A 13,729-nucleotide genomic window follows, 5' to 3' on the forward strand; every position below is an offset into this window, starting at 1 on the left:
TCACCAGAGCCCCGTCCTGGGCCGTGCCGCCCACGGCGGTCGAGGCGACCGTACGCCTCAGTGCCCCCACTCCTCGGGGCCGCCGCCCCGCCACTCGATGAGCGAGGACTGGCGGACCCAGTCGTCGTCGACGTCCTCCAGGCCCGCCAGCCGCAGGAACTCGACGATGTCGAGCACGCCGTAGGCCATCCCGAGGAACTGGTCGTTGGCACGGACCCGCCGACCGTTGTCCCCGGCCGGTGGGTAGATCACGATGGGCTGCGCGGCTGCCATGCCACCACCCTGTGGCCCGGGTGGGCAGCGCGCATCCCGGCACCCGCGGCCTCAGGGGGCGGGCGCCCCGGCCGGGGTGGCGTAGAGCACGAGGTTGCGCAGGTAACGGCCTTCCGTACGGTCGTAGGGTGCCGCGCAGGTGACCAGGGCGAGCCGGTGCGTGCCGTCGCTGGCGAAGAGGTCCCGCGGCAGGCGTTCCTGCCGGTAGGTGCGCCGGGCGGCGACCCGGTAGGCGCGGACCGTGCCGTCCGCGCCGGTCACCGCGATCCGGGAGCCCATGGGCAGGCCGTGCAGGGCGGCGAAGGGGCCGAGGCCGTCCTGACGGGTGTCGACGTGTCCGGCGATCAGGAGGGTGCCGTGCGCGGCCCCCGTCCCGGCCCCCAACGGCCACCAGCCCGCGGTGCGCGCGTCACGGGGCAGGTCCAGGGAGCCGTCCGGGCGGGAGGCGACCGGCACCACGGGGGCGTGGAGGCCCCGCGGCCCGCGCACGAGCACGGGCGGGGACGTGGTCGCCGCGCGGTCGGCGGCTGCGCGGGACACCCCGGCCGGGACGTCGCCCACGTCCTGCGGCGCGGTCGGCGGGGCGCCCGCGAGGAGCCGACCGGTGGCCACCGCGGTCAGCCCGCAGACAGTCATGAACACGGCGGCCAGCCGGTGGCGTTCCAAGGTTCAGCGCCGCTCGGCCCGGCGCCGGTGCCGCAGCAGCAGCACGATGCCACCGGCGGCGAGCAGTCCGCCCCCGGCCGTGGTGAGCGCGCCGAGGCCGTTCGGTGACGCCTCGGCGGCGGCGAGACGACCGGCTTCACCGGCCCGGATGGTCCCGGCGTGCCGGGCGGCGTGGCAGACGCCGCCCCGGACCAGTTCCAGGTGCATGGCCACCACCGGACGCGCGGTGCGGGCGGCGGCGACGACCTCGGGGTGCTGCCCCGTCCTGATCTCCTGGTCGAGCAGGGTCAGGGTCTTGCGGTGCGCGCCCTCCTGGGCCGTGAGCCAGGCCGCGTCGTACGCCGGGCTCTTGGCCTTCGCCTGGACGGCGGCCAGCTCCTTCTTCTGCTCCGCGGACGGGGCGCCCGGCAGCGTCACGCCCAGCTTCTCGGCGAGCGTCCGCACGTCCGAGTCGAGTTTGGTGTGGTCCCGGACCAGGGTGGCGCCGACCTCGCGCACACAGTCGGTCGTGGCGTTCTTCCCGGCGTCCTGACCCGCCGCGATCTCCGCGAGGTTGCCCTGGTGGGCCTTCACCAGGAACGTCTCGTCCTGGCCGCTGACCTCGGCGGCGAGCGCCTGCGGAGCGGATATGCCGGACAGCGCGACCGCCAGGGCCCCGGCGGTCACCAGTCGTCTACGCATCGGTACGGCTCCCTTCAACCCGGAGCGGCGGCGGTGCCACCACGCCGGTGCTCGGTATGGGCGCGTGGTTCCGCGCCCGCAGGGATCCGTCCCACGCGGGGGCGCCGTCCTCACCGCGCGCCCGGGCCGGTCACCCGGACGGGCGGTCGGACGGCCCCGCGGCGGCCGGGCGCCCGGGGAGCGAGGGCCCCGGTCAGCCGGACGCGGTCTCGACCCGCAGCCGCACCTGGTCCTCAAGGCGGCGCAGGCTGGCGTCGAGGGCGTCCCGCACGGCGTCGGCGCCGGGGTCGTGGCCGTCGTCGAAGAACGACAGGTGCACCGTCACCTCGCTGGCGCCGCCCCCGGTCCCGGAGACCTGGAGCCAGCCCGCGTAGCCGCCCTGGTCGCGGGTGCCCCACTCGACGCGCATCTGGTCGGGCCGCGCCCGCCACAGGGCGGCGGTGTCCTCGTCGGTACGGTCCTCGTGCACGGTGACGGCCGGGAGTTCCCCGACCTCGACGTGCAGTTCCCGCGGCAGCCAGGCGTCCAGTTGGCGCACGTTGGCCGCCTGGTCGAAGATCTGCTCGGGCTGCGCGGGCATCGTCCGTGAACGCTCGTACTCGGCCATCACGCCACCGTCCTCCGCTGGAAGGGTTCCACCGACCACCGCGTGCCCCTCCGGCCCGGACGTAAGCCCCGGCGTGGTCGTTCCGCGGACGGCCCCGCGGTCGCGTGCGCTACCGCTCGCCGGTCTCCGGGAGCACCTCGGCCCAGAGGTTCTCGGCCTGGAGGAGCAGGGCGCCCAGCACGGCGGTCGCCTCGGCGCCCTGCCCGGCCTGCGCCCGCAGCCCGGCCTTGAGCCGCCGGTCCAGCTCCCCCATCGTCGACTCGGCCCCGCGGGCCCCGGCCGCGGCCCGCTCGTCGCCGTCCAGCAGACGGCGGGCCTCCGCGTGGCAGGCCTCCGCGATGAGGTCGAGCAGGCGCGCGTACGCGTCCAGGGCCGCCGAGTCGGGCGGGGCGGGCGTCCGACGGGGGTCGGCGGCCACCGCCAGCGACCGGACCAGCGCCGTGACATGGGCGGTGACCCGACGGAAACGCTCGTCCTCCTCCGCCGGGGGAACGTCCGCCGGGAGACGGCCGAGAGCCCGCAGGGGGCCGTAGGTCAGGCGCAGGCTCTCCCGGCTCCAGCGGCGGGCGGCGCGCAGGGCGTCCAGGCGGCGTTCGAGGCGCGTCGCGGCGTCGAGCCAGTCGACGGCGGTGGCGTCCTCCCACCCGGGCCGCCGCAGACCGGCGGTCACGAGGCGCAGCACGTCGCCCGTCTCCCGGGCGAGCGCCGCGAGGTTCTCGCGCACGTCCCGCAGGTGGATCGGCGGCAGGACGAGCGCGTTCACGGCGACGCCGATGACCGCGCCCAGCGCCGCCTGCCCCACCCGGTGCCCCACCGCCACCGCGCTGACGGTCCCGGAGGCCAGCGTGAACAGGGCCGTCGTGGCGGCGTAGACGCCCTGGTCCCCGAAGCGGGGCCAGTTCGACAGCAGCATCAGCAGCGGGAGGGAGAGCGCGAGCCCGCCCAGCGTGCTGCCCGTGAGGACCTCGGCCGCGGTCGCCAGCAGCGTCCCGCAGCAGATCGCCGTGAACTGCTGCGCCGCCTGCCGCAGCGAGCCGTACACCGTGGCCCGCACGAGGACGACGGCCACCCACGGAGCCATCAGGGCCATCGGATCGCCGAGCCACTCGCGCGCCACCAGCCAGGCCAGCAGCGCCGCCGCCGCGGCCTTCAACGACTGCACGGCCAGGTCCCGCTCCCGCCCGCGCCCCCGCCAGGCGGCACCCGCGGCCCGCGCCACGGAACGGGCCTCGGCACCGGTGGCGGCGGTCACCCGACGCCATGGGCGCACCCTTGCCGAGGCCGCCGCCTGTCGTCGTACCGAATAGCCCAAACGGATCATCAGGCGTGAGTAACCGCTGTTCAGGCGGCCATGCAGGACGTGGCGGGGTGAGCTGATGACGCCCGGAGTGTGACCGACTCCTGGCTGTCAAGGGCGGGTTGGCTGATTCGCGTGGCCGATCTTTGGCCTTGTCTTGACCTTCTCTATACGTCACCTTTGCTCGTGGTGCGCCGGGAAGTCTGGTCGGCAACGCGGTCCGTCATGGGCGGACATCGGTGTGTCGTCGACCAGGGTGGGGGCAGATGTTCCAGCGCGTCGCACGAGAGCTTCTTTCCGGACTGACCGTGGCGATAGTGGCGTTGCCGCTCGCCATCGCCTTCGGCATCACCGCGACCGGCACGCCCGAGGGCGCGCTCGTCGGGCTGTACGGCGCGATCTTCGCGGGGTTCTTCGCGGCGCTGTTCGGCGGTACGCCCGCCCAGGTGACCGGTCCCACGGGGCCCATCACCGTCGTCGCGACCGGGGTCATCGCCGCGCACGGACTGGACGCCGCGTTCGTCGCGTTCATCATGGCCGGCGGCTTCCAGATCCTGTTCGGGGTGTGCGGGCTCGGCTCGCTCATCCGGTTCATACCCCACCCGGTCGTGTCGGGGTTCATGGGCGGCATCGCGCTGATCATCATCCTGGGCGAGCTGGACCAGGTGCGGCGGAGCTTCCTGGTGGTGGCGGGCACGATCGGGCTCATGCTCGTCGCCGCCCGGGTGGTGCGGGTGGTCCCGGCGAGCCTGATCGCCCTCCTGCTCGTCACCCCGGCGCTGCGGCTCACGGACTCCGCGCTCCAGGACGTCCGCCTCGGCCCGGTCACCCTCAGCGCGGGCGTCGACTACATAGGCCGAATACCGGAGGCGCTGCCCTCGATCGCCGTGCCCGACCTCGGTGGGTCGACGCTGCTCTCGCTGGTCCCGGCCGCGCTCAGCATCGCCCTGCTCGGCTCCATCGACTCGCTGCTGACCTCGGTGGTCATGGACAACATCACCGGACGTCGGCACCGCAGCAACAAGGAGCTGATCGGGCAGGGCATCGGCAACGCCGTCAGCGGCCTCTTCGGCGGGCTCGCCAGCGCGGGTGCCACCGTCCGGTCCGTCGTCAACGTCCGCAGCGGGGGCCGTACCGCCTGGTCGGCCGCCGCGCACAGCGTCGTCCTCCTCGTCCTCGTGGCCGGGCTGGGCGCCGCCGTGCAGTACATCCCCCTCGCCGTGCTGTCCGGCATCCTGATCCTCACGGCGGTCGGCATGTTCGACTGGGAGAGCCTGCGCAAGGTGCCGGTCTCGCCATGGGGCGACGTCGTGGTGATGTTCGCGACGATGGTCATCACCGTGGTCCTCGACCTGACGGTGGCGGTCGCCGTGGGGGTGGGCCTGGCGCTCGTCTTCCACGCGGTGCACGCGCGGCGGCGCCGGGCCACCGTCGTACGGGTCGGCGACGGCGCCTACCGCGTGCGGGGGCCGCTGTCCTTCCTCGCCGTCGACCGGGTGTTCACCGCCCTGCGCGAGGACGACCGGCCCCGCCTCTCCGTGGACCTCAGGGACGTCGACCACATCGACCTGTCCGGCGTCAGGGCGCTGCTGACCTTCCTCGACCACGCGCACCGCGACGGCGTCGAGGTCGCCGTCGTGGACATCCCGCCGCACGTACGGGACCGCGTCCTCGCCCTGGCCACCGACGACCAGCGGACGCGGCTCGACGCCGCCCCCGGGAACAGGGCGGGGGAGACCGTCCACTGAACCGGCCGCCCCGGCGTCACCGCTCCCGCGCGTGCGTCACCCGGATCTTGGACTGGCCGTGCGGCAGCTCCTCCCAGTCGTCCATCAGACGCGCGGACAGACCGTGCCGCGCGGCCAGGCCGGTCAGCGTCTCGGTGCGGTAGTAGAAGTCCTCGCGCAGCACGTGGTGTTCCTCGCCCTCCGTCCGGTCGAAGGTGAAGTCGAACCAGCCACCCGGCGCCAGCACCCGGCCCACGTGGGCCAGGCACTCCTCGATCACCGGCAGTGGTGAGTGGGAGAAGACGCTGTGGGCGTGTACGACGTCGAAGTGGGCCTCCGGCAGGAACCGCAGGGTGAGGTCGCGTACCGGCGTCAGCGTGGGCAGCCGGTCCTGGAGGCCCTGGGACACCAGCGTGTCCTGCGCGGCGAACAGGATGTCGGGGGAGATGTCGACGCCGTGGTAGTGGCCCGGGTCCAGGTACTCGATGAACCGCCAACCGGCGCGCAGGTTCCCGCAGCCGATCTCCAGGAGCCGGTGCTCGGGCCGCAGCCCGTGCCCGAGCAGGTAGTCGAACTGCAGGGCGCCCAGCGCCAGCCAGCGCTTCCGGCTGCGGCTGCCCACCGCCGCGTCCGGGTCGGCCCGGGTGTCGGACCGCATGACCGCCCGGTAGTAGGCGATGTGGTCCGGCGAGCGGTAGCGCAGCCAGGCGTCCCGGCTGGCCCGCCCCAGGTACCCGGGCACCCGGCCGGGGTGGCGCAGCGCGTAGGAGAGCCGGTGCCCGAGGGTGGCGCGGTTGACCTGGAGGTTCTTCCTGGGCATGACGGGTTGCTCGCTTCCCTCGGGGACGGTCGGTCTCTTTCCGGTGTGCCAGCAGTCTCGGCGGACGGGAAGGGCCCGGCCATCGGACGCACGGTGGTACCGGAGGGCCCCGACGGGCCATGCCGACGTCAGCCGATCGGATGATGTGCGGTACGCGGGCTGACTTGTATACGTGGATCTACGCGGGCGGGGGACGACGGTCGGTCGGTGAGGTGACGGGCAGGCAGTGGTACGGCACGACAGGCGGGTACGGCGATGGGGGGCTGCCCCATGACGGCGACCCCGGGTGACCTCACGAGGGGCCCGGCGCGTCCGGGCCCCGGCCCCGATCCCGACCCCGATCCCGATCCCGCCCCTGACCTCGACGAGTGGTGGCTGACGGCGGCCCTGCGAGCCGCGTTCGTCCTGCTGGTGGGCGGCTCGGTCGCCCGCCTGCTGACGCACGACGCCGGGAACGCCCGCACCGGAGTGGTCCTGACGCTGCTGCTGCTCTTCGCGGCGGTCTACCTGCTGGGACAGGTGCTCGCCCCCGCGTCCCGGCACGGGGAGCGGCCCACCGTGCGGCACCTGGTGTGGCTCGGGGTGGTGCTCGCCCTGTGGCTGGCGCTCCTCGTGCTCGCGCCGAGCGCCACCTGGTGCGCCGTACCCCTGCTGTTCACCGGGCTGCACCGGCTGCCGGTGCGGATCGCCGTACCGCTCGCGGGCGTCGTCGTCCTGCTGGTGGTCGGCGCCGAGATCCGGGTCTTCGCCGACACCCCCCAGCCGGGCGCCTTCAACCCCAACCTGGTCGCCGCCCCGGTGGCCCTGGGGGCGGTCGCCACCGCCGTACTCGTCCACAGCCGCAGGCTGACCGCGCGACAGCGGCGGCTCATCGAGGACCTGGTGCGCACCCGCGGGGAACTCGCCGCCAGCGAGCGGCACGCGGGCATCCTGGCCGAGCGGCAGCGGCTGTCGGCGGAGATCCACGACACCCTCGCCCAGAGCCTGTCCAGCCAGCGGATGCTGCTCCAGGCCGCGGAACGGCACTGGGACACCGCGCCCGACACCGCCCGGGACCATGTGCGCGACGCCGCCGAGGTCACGGGCCGGGCGCTGGACGAGGTCCGCCGGTTCGTGCGCGACCTCGCGCCGCTCGACCTCGCCGGGAGCACCCTCGTACCCGCGCTGCGCGACCTCGCCGCACGCGGCGGCGAGCCCGGGACCACCACCGTCGAGTTCCGCCTCGACGGGCCCGACCCCGGCCCGCTCCCCGAGCCGGTCGAGGCGGCGCTGCTGCGGGTGGCGCAGGGCGCGCTCGCCAACGTACGGGAGCACTCCGGGGCGACGCGCGCCGTCCTCACCCTGACCTGCATGGAGGACCGCGTCACCGTGGACGTCGCCGACGACGGCCGCGGCTTCGACCCGGACCGCGCGCCGCGCCGCGGCCGGGCCCGGCTGCGCGGCCACGGACTGCCCGTGATGCAGGCCAGGGCCCGGCAGGCGGGCGGCACGCTCACCGTCGAGTCGGCGCCCGGGAGGGGCACGGTGGTCACGGTGTCCGTGCCGCTCGGTACCGGCACCCCCGTGGGGGCGGCGCCGTGAGTGCCGCCGCCCAGGCCGCCGTACGGGTCCTGCTCTGCGACGACCACGCCGTCGTACGGGCCGGGCTGCGCGCCCTGCTGTCCAGCACCGGGGGCATCGAGGTGGCCGGTGAGGCGGGCGACGGGCAGGAGGTACTGGCGATGGCGGCGCGGCTGCGGCCGGACGTCGTCCTCATGGACCTGCACCTCGGCACCGGCATGGACGGCGTGGCCGCCACCAGTCTGCTGACCGCCCCGGACGCGGACGGCTGGGCGCCGCGCGTGCTGGTGCTGACCATGTTCGACACGGACGCCGACATCGCCCGTGCCGTCGCGGCGGGCGCCACGGGGTACCTGCTGAAGGTCGAGCCACCGGAGAAGCTGTTCGCGGCGATCCGGGACGCCGCGGCGGGCCGCACGGTCCTGTCCCGTGCCGTCACCGACCGCGTCGTGTCCGGCATCCGCGCCCCGGCCCCCGCCCTCACCGCCCGCGAACGCGACATCCTCGCCCGCCTCACCCAGGGCCTCGGCAACCGGGAGATCGCCCGCGCCCTCTTCCTCAGCGAGGCCACCGTCAAGACCCACCTCAGCCGCGTCTACGCCAAGCTCGGCGTACGGACCCGGGCGGGCGCGGTCGCGGAGGCGACGCGGCTGCGGCTGGTGCCCTGAACCGTCGGCGGCTCAGCGCTTCCCGTTCCACCACAGCAGCTTGGGCAGCAGCTCCGGATGGCGGGCGCCCGCGACGCCCCTGACGAGGGCTTCTCCGGTCCCGCGGGATGCGGAATCCTGAAGGCCCGTCGTGTCCGACGTCGGTCCTCTTCGGCAAGGAGCGGTTCAGTGCACCAGAGGCTGGGTCCCATGGAGTTCACGGGCGATCGCTGCTTCCTCGGCGATCCTGCCGGGGTGCATGTTCTGCTGCTCGAAGAGGGGGTCGCCCAGATCAAAGACGGCGAAGAATCGGCGCGGGAAGCGGTCGGGCGTCTGCTGTGACGGTGTCGGAGGCGTGGGCGGCACGTGTGGGCCCCGGGGCCGGGGTTCGCTCGGCGGAGGACGGGGGCGAGGGCTGCCGCTGTCGTCCCCGGCCCCTGGGCGCCGGTCGGGCCGTCAGGTGTCGCTGCCCGTCGGCACCGGGTGCCGAGCGGGGGCGTCCGCGCCGGACATCTCCCTGAGGCGGGAGCGCGCCTGGGTGGCGTAGGGCTCGTCGCCCAGCCGTACACACGCGGTCAGGTCGTCCCGGCACCCGGTGACGTCGCCGGTCTCGGCACGGCAACCGGCGCGTTCCCACAGCAGTTCGGCCCGGTCGGCGTCCGGCAGGTCGAGGGCGGCGGTGTAGTCGTGGATCGCGTCCCGCCAGTGCCCGGCCGCCCGGTGCACGTAACCGCGGTTGTAGAGCAGCGACGCGTCGGGCCCCACGAGTTCCAGGGCGCGGGTGAGATCCGCGATCGCGTCGTGGGACCGTCCGCGGTCCTGCCAGATGACCGCCCTGTTGGCCAGCGCCTCGTACCGCGTCGGATCGCTTTCCAGCGCCGAGGTGAAGTCCCGCAGCGCGGCGTCGGCGTCGCCGTCCTCCAGGCTGAGCAGTCCGCGGGTGCACAACAGGTCGGCGCTTTCGGGGTGATGGGTGAGCCCGGCCGACACGTCCTCGCGGGCACCGGCCAGGTCACCGGACTCCAGCCGCAGGGAGGCACGGTTGATCCGTGCGCGCAGGTCGTCCGGCTCCAGCTCCAGCACATAGCCGAAGTCGCTCAGCGCACCCTCGATGTCGCCGGTCTCGGCACGCAGATCGGCGCGGTTGTAGTACGCCTCGGGGAACGGCGGGCTGATGTCGATGGCCGTCTGGTAGTCCGCGAACGCCGCGTCGGTGTCGCCCAGCCGCCGGTACAGCGAGGCGCGGTCGAAGTAGTACTCGGGGTGGTTGGGGTCCGCGTCGATCACCTGGGAGATGTCGGCGATGCCCTCCTCCACCCGGCCGAGCGCGGCGCGCACCTGGCCGCGGTTGTGGAGCAGCACGGAGCGGTGCAGCAGGTGCTCGCCCGGCGCCAGCTCGGCGTCGAGTCGGGCCAGCCCCGCGGAGACCAGCCGTTCGGCTTCGGGGAGGTTGCCCAGGTGCATCTCGATCAGGGCCAGCCCGTTCTGCTGGAACACCGTCTGGAAGCTCTCCTGCGCGTCGGGGAGGTTCGCCGCCAGCGCGATCGCGGTGTGCAGGTGGACACGGGCGATGTGGTGGTTGCGGGCTTCGGGGCCGCGGTGCCGGGTGTAGATCATCCCGAGCGCGTAGTTGGAGAACAGGTGAACCATCGGCGTGGTGAACCGGCCGCGCAGGTCGAAGTAGATCTCCTCCGCCTCCTCCGTGTGCCCGAGGACGGCCAGCGAGTTGGTCAGCCTGGTACTGGCCAGGCAGTACGCCTGCTCGTCCCGCGCGGGGTCGGCCAGCGCCCGCGCCCTGCGGCCGAGGTCGATCGCGGCGTGGTAGAAGCCCATGTCCACGCAGTGGCCGGACGCCTCCAGCAGCGACCGCAGGCCCACGCCGCGCGGGTCGCTGCCGTGTTCGCGGTGGTAGGGGATCGCCCCGAGCCGGAAGGACCGCGACAGGGTCTCCTCCAGGGCCGCGGCCCGTTCGTCGTGCAGGGCGGTCCGCAGCCCGGCGGGCGCGCTCTCGTAGGCGGCCCGTTCCCCGGCGACGTCGGACGTTCCGTCGGACTCCACGTAGGCGCGGACCAGGTCGGCGCTTTCCCGGACCTCGGCGGTGGTGTCGTCGGCGGCCGGGGCGTCGACGCGTACGGCGTGCCGGGCCAGGGCACTCGCCAGCTCGGCGGCGTGCTCCGGCAGGGGGCCTTCGGTGGTGGCGACGATGACGCGTAACCGGGCCGGGTCCGCGCGGCGCAGGAGAACGGCCAGGAGCTCCTGCTCGGTGGCGTCCGCGGCGTGGACGGCGTCGAAGCGGACGGCGACGGGTCGGCCAGCGACGGTCTCCGCGTAGGCGTTGAGGAACTCGACCATGCCGTGGACGAGCCGTCGGGTGCGGCCGGGGCCGTAGAACCGGGTGCGCTCCTCGGGCACGGCCAGGGAGGTGAGGGTTTCCCGTGAGGGTTCCACGACCGCTTCCAGGTCGGGGGCCATCGACAGGAGTTCCACGTCATGGGCGTCGACCAGCGCGGGTGCGGTGGCCCGTACCTTCGGCACGATCCGGTTGAGCAGCGCGGCCGTGCCGGAGTACGGGCCGCGGCACCGGCGGTGACTGTTGACGGCGTGGAACTCCACGGTGCCGACGGCGGGCAGGGCGAGGTCGCGCTCGCGACGCGTGGTACCGACGATCCACAGGTGCGCGGGGTGCTCGGTCATCAGGTCCGTTCCTGTTCTGCGGAGTTGGGGGAGGGGGTGCTGGTCGCCGACCCGGACGACGTGGCGGAAGCGGACGGACGCCGCTTGCTCCGGGAACGGTCACGCAGGGCCACCACGCCCGCCATGCCGAACTGGGCGATGCCCAGCACCAGGAACCCGAGCGTGTCCCAGAAGCCGGGGTCCGGCTGGCCGGGGTGGTCCAGGCGGTCGGCCAGCAGGTGGACGAAGTGGGAGAGGGTGGGTACGGCGGTACCCACCGCCGTGGCCAGCATGACGAGGACGCCAGTGGCGGCGAACGGTGCGTACCAGCGCGCGACCTGCCGGTCCCGGGCGGACCACTGCTCCAGGTCGGTCATGCGGTGCCGGACGCGCAGCAGGCGCCAGAAGGTGTTCCGGATGACCGCACGCGTCGCGTCATGCAGGGCGACGCATCCGAGTGCGGTGGCGAAAACGTAATAGAGATCCGTGCGGAGGAAAAGATAGAACTGCCACACGAACCGTAGGGCCGTCACAAATGCCATGGCCACGGCGAAGCGGCCCAGCACCGAAAGCTGGCCGTCATTTACGGCAGAATCCACGGCAGCGGTACAGATCAGCAGGCAGAAAGAAACGGTATCGGCGACCATGCCGGCCAGGAAAGGTAGATAGCGTTTTCTTCGCGGAACGCCCAGAAGCCCGTTCAGCGTGGTCTCGAACACGACGAAATACAATCGGCGCCCGATACCCAGACGGGAGGGGAGCCCGAGTCGCCGACCGGCCAGCGCGTGGAACGACTCGTGCAGGAAGACCAGCGGGAGCTGCGCGACGATCAACCCCACCTGCATCACGAGCAGGGAGCTGGTGAAGAACACGGACGTGGGGTGGGGGCGCAGCTCCGGCTGCCGTGCCAGCAGCGCGGCGCACACCACGAGGACCAGGGCGTAGACGGCCCAGGCGGGCGGGGAGAACAGGGCCCGGCCCAGGCGTCCGAAGCGCACCCCGGCGGGGGACGCGGGTCCGGGGCCGCGCCGTCCTCGCGGATGAATCCCAGGTCGGTCAGCGTCTCCAGGAAGTCGTCCATGTCCACGGGCTCGTGGTACGTCGCGGTGTACCACGCGGCGGCGTCGGCCACCGGCGTCCCTTGGCTCAGCCGCGCCAGCAGGGCCGCGCCGTCGGCGGGGAACAAGGCGTAGGAGTCGGTCCGCGGGCAGCCTATGAGGACGTCGTCCCCCTCGGGAACGAACGTGAGTTCATGGAAAGCGAGTACTACCGGCTGCCGTGTCTCCGTCATAGCGTCTCCGTGTCCTCTCGCCCTGGAACCTGACCGCCGCCTCCCGGAGACGCGTGATCGTGGTGCCCGGAAGCGCGTGCTTCACGTCCTTCCGGGCACCACGTCTCGCGCATGTGCTAGTTGGGAAGGAGGCACATGGGCGGCCAGTAGGAGCTCGCGCTGGTGGTGAGCTTCACGCCACCGGTCTTGCGGACGGCGATCTTCTTCATGAGGACACCTCCTCTCCGTAAGTGAAAGGAAATACCTGGAACTGCCCCGTCAGGTCTGGCGGAACATTACGGCCAATTGCGCGGAGCCCGCTATTCATAGCACCAGCTTCTGAGGGTCTGCCAGAGTGCGAAGACCCGTGCGGCGGCCGGTTGAATAGATTTCGGCCTTGCCTGGTGCAAAGGTTTGAAGACCGCGCATTCGGATTGCCAGCATGAATGGCGGAGGTGGGTGAGTGGACCTGATCATTCCCTTTCCGGTGGCGGCCGGGCGTGAAGTCGAGGCACTCGCGGAAAACGGTCGCAGGGGTGAGATCCGGCCGCCGCCGGGGAAATCAGGACAGGCGAATGCCGGGGGATTAGGGGGCCGATCCGCTCATTCGACACAGAATCCTCCGACCCGCCGTCCTGGGGTGCCGCGGGCCCCGGCCTTCCTGGCCGAAAGCGGACGCGGGCGGCAGGCTGACGCCTGCCGCCCGGACACGGCCCTGGCTGTCGGTCGCCGCACCACGGAGGCTGTCCACGTCGAAGGTCAGGATGCCGTGGCCCCCGGGCTGCTCCGCGGGGCCACGCCCTCGCCGACGGCGACCGGGTTGCCCGCGCCGTCGAAGGGCACCGGTCAGGGCCGCCACGGTGGCAGGGACGCGTTGGTCGGCGTGGGGGAGGAGCCGGTCGTAGAGGTCCTGGGGGTCTGGGGTGGCGAGGTGCGCGGCGATCAGGCCCCGGACGGGCAGGAGGAAGTCGGCGGTCCAGTCGTCGGCGAGGTCGGTGCCCCAGCGGGCGAGGAGTTCACGGCCCCGGTCGGGCTGTCCGGCCTCGGCGGCGGCCAGGATGGCGACCGGGCGCAGGGGCGTCATGTCCGGCTCCGCGGCGGCGGTGACGAGGTCGTCGACGACCTCCGCGACGCGGCCCTGTCCGCGTCGGCAGGTGTAGGTGGTCACCCGGGTCCGCCAGCGTGCGCCCCAGGAGGTGGCCGCGAAGCGGGTGGAGGTGTGGGCGTCGACGAGTTCCTCCGCCTCGTCCCAGCGACCGTCCAGGGCGGCGCGGGCGGTCTGTCCGACCCGCACGATCGACTCCAGCTCGGGCCGGGGAGCCTCCTTGAGGAGGCGGTGGCAGTGGTCCAGTTGCTGCTCCCAGGCGGCCAGGTCGCCGGTGCGCAGCAGGCAGGACATGAGGAAGACGCGGGCGATGAGCTCGGTGGAGCGGGGCAGCACCAGCTCAGCGCCGCCCTCACCCCGCACGCCAGCGGCCGCAATGCCTGCACCTTCCTCGCCCCCGGCG

The 13,729-nt window shown here is 73.4% G+C and carries 13 protein-coding genes; 4 read left to right on the top strand and 9 right to left on the bottom strand.

Annotated elements, in window-relative coordinates:
- Positions 1-57: 57 nt before the first annotated feature.
- The 5 genes from ACFQZ6_RS33915 to ACFQZ6_RS33935 form a co-directional block, all read right to left on the bottom strand.
- Positions 58-273: a hypothetical protein gene (locus tag ACFQZ6_RS33915; protein WP_381617269.1), complete on the bottom strand. Its 216-nt coding sequence runs from the start codon at positions 271-273 to the stop codon at positions 58-60.
- Between the two features lie 51 nt (positions 274-324).
- A complete protein-coding gene (locus tag ACFQZ6_RS33920; protein WP_381618877.1) occupies positions 325-909 on the bottom strand; it encodes a class F sortase in 585 nt (194 codons plus the stop codon).
- A gap of 33 nt (positions 910-942) precedes the next feature.
- Positions 943-1,620 carry a DUF4142 domain-containing protein gene (locus ACFQZ6_RS33925; RefSeq protein WP_381617272.1) on the bottom strand — a complete coding sequence of 226 codons (678 nt, stop codon included), beginning with the start codon at positions 1,618-1,620 and terminating at the stop codon, positions 943-945.
- Between the two features lie 193 nt (positions 1,621-1,813).
- Positions 1,814-2,227: an SRPBCC family protein gene (locus ACFQZ6_RS33930; RefSeq protein ID WP_381617275.1), complete on the bottom strand. Its 414-nt coding sequence runs from the start codon at positions 2,225-2,227 to the stop codon at positions 1,814-1,816.
- Positions 2,228-2,336: 109 nt separating this feature from the next.
- Positions 2,337-3,479 (bottom strand): FUSC family protein, encoded by a 1,143-nt coding sequence (locus ACFQZ6_RS33935; RefSeq protein WP_381617278.1) that lies wholly within the window; start codon positions 3,477-3,479, stop codon positions 2,337-2,339.
- 311 nt (positions 3,480-3,790) lie between these two features.
- On the opposite strand from ACFQZ6_RS33935, the gene ACFQZ6_RS33940 reads away from it, so the two are divergent.
- The gene (locus tag ACFQZ6_RS33940; RefSeq protein WP_381617281.1) at positions 3,791-5,272 is read left to right on the top strand and encodes a SulP family inorganic anion transporter; all 1,482 of its coding nucleotides are present in this window, start codon (positions 3,791-3,793) and stop codon (positions 5,270-5,272) included.
- A gap of 16 nt (positions 5,273-5,288) precedes the next feature.
- Here the strand turns inward: ACFQZ6_RS33940 and ACFQZ6_RS33945 are convergent, their stop codons facing one another.
- Entirely contained in the window at positions 5,289-6,071 is a 783-nt protein-coding gene (locus ACFQZ6_RS33945) for a class I SAM-dependent methyltransferase (RefSeq protein ID WP_381617284.1), read from the bottom strand.
- 270 nt (positions 6,072-6,341) lie between these two features.
- On the opposite strand from ACFQZ6_RS33945, the gene ACFQZ6_RS33950 reads away from it, so the two are divergent.
- From ACFQZ6_RS33950 to ACFQZ6_RS33960, 3 genes are all read left to right on the top strand, one after another.
- On the top strand, positions 6,342-7,652 hold the full coding sequence (locus ACFQZ6_RS33950; protein ID WP_381617287.1) for a sensor histidine kinase: 1,311 nt from the start codon (positions 6,342-6,344) through the stop codon (positions 7,650-7,652).
- Positions 7,649-8,299: a response regulator gene (locus ACFQZ6_RS33955; RefSeq protein ID WP_381617290.1), complete on the top strand. Its 651-nt coding sequence runs from the start codon at positions 7,649-7,651 to the stop codon at positions 8,297-8,299. The genes ACFQZ6_RS33950 and ACFQZ6_RS33955 overlap by 4 nt, the downstream gene beginning before the upstream one ends.
- 189 nt (positions 8,300-8,488) lie before the next feature.
- Positions 8,489-8,620, top strand: coding sequence for a hypothetical protein (locus ACFQZ6_RS33960; RefSeq protein WP_381617293.1), 132 nt, complete (start codon positions 8,489-8,491; stop codon positions 8,618-8,620).
- 114 nt (positions 8,621-8,734) lie between these two features.
- On the opposite strand, the gene ACFQZ6_RS33965 is transcribed toward ACFQZ6_RS33960, so the two are convergent.
- The 3 genes from ACFQZ6_RS33965 to ACFQZ6_RS33975 all read right to left on the bottom strand — a co-directional run bounded on the left by ACFQZ6_RS33965 (position 8,735) and on the right by ACFQZ6_RS33975 (position 13,689).
- Positions 8,735-10,972 carry a tetratricopeptide repeat protein gene (locus ACFQZ6_RS33965; RefSeq protein WP_381617296.1) on the bottom strand — a complete coding sequence of 746 codons (2,238 nt, stop codon included), beginning with the start codon at positions 10,970-10,972 and terminating at the stop codon, positions 8,735-8,737.
- The gene (locus tag ACFQZ6_RS33970; RefSeq protein WP_381617299.1) at positions 10,972-11,949 is read right to left on the bottom strand and encodes a hypothetical protein; all 978 of its coding nucleotides are present in this window, start codon (positions 11,947-11,949) and stop codon (positions 10,972-10,974) included. Before ACFQZ6_RS33970 ends, ACFQZ6_RS33965 begins: the two co-directional genes overlap by 1 nt.
- 858 nt (positions 11,950-12,807) lie before the next feature.
- Complete coding sequence (locus ACFQZ6_RS33975) at positions 12,808-13,689, bottom strand: hypothetical protein (protein ID WP_381617302.1); 882 nt, start codon at positions 13,687-13,689, stop codon at positions 12,808-12,810.
- Positions 13,690-13,729: the final 40 nt, after the last annotated feature.

The organism is Streptomyces flavalbus, from assembly GCF_042674625.1.
GTDB lineage: Bacteria > Actinomycetota > Actinomycetes > Streptomycetales > Streptomycetaceae > Streptomyces > Streptomyces flavalbus.

Excerpts from the sequence above, each read along its gene's own strand:
- ACFQZ6_RS33925 (WP_381617272.1), bottom strand. The coding sequence starts at position 1,620 with ATGCGTAGACGACTGGTGACCGCCGGGGCCCTGGCGGTCGCGCTGTCC.
- ACFQZ6_RS33940 (WP_381617281.1), top strand. The coding sequence starts at position 3,791 with ATGTTCCAGCGCGTCGCACGAGAGCTTCTTTCCGGACTGACCGTGGCG.
- ACFQZ6_RS33960 (WP_381617293.1), top strand. The coding sequence starts at position 8,489 with ATGGAGTTCACGGGCGATCGCTGCTTCCTCGGCGATCCTGCCGGGGTG.
- ACFQZ6_RS33930 (WP_381617275.1), bottom strand. The coding sequence starts at position 2,227 with ATGGCCGAGTACGAGCGTTCACGGACGATGCCCGCGCAGCCCGAGCAG.
- ACFQZ6_RS33920 (WP_381618877.1), bottom strand. The coding sequence starts at position 909 with ATGACTGTCTGCGGGCTGACCGCGGTGGCCACCGGTCGGCTCCTCGCG.
- ACFQZ6_RS33945 (WP_381617284.1), bottom strand. The coding sequence starts at position 6,071 with ATGCCCAGGAAGAACCTCCAGGTCAACCGCGCCACCCTCGGGCACCGG.
- ACFQZ6_RS33950 (WP_381617287.1), top strand. The coding sequence starts at position 6,342 with ATGACGGCGACCCCGGGTGACCTCACGAGGGGCCCGGCGCGTCCGGGC.
- ACFQZ6_RS33965 (WP_381617296.1), bottom strand. The coding sequence starts at position 10,972 with ATGACCGAGCACCCCGCGCACCTGTGGATCGTCGGTACCACGCGTCGC.
- ACFQZ6_RS33915 (WP_381617269.1), bottom strand. The coding sequence starts at position 273 with ATGGCAGCCGCGCAGCCCATCGTGATCTACCCACCGGCCGGGGACAAC.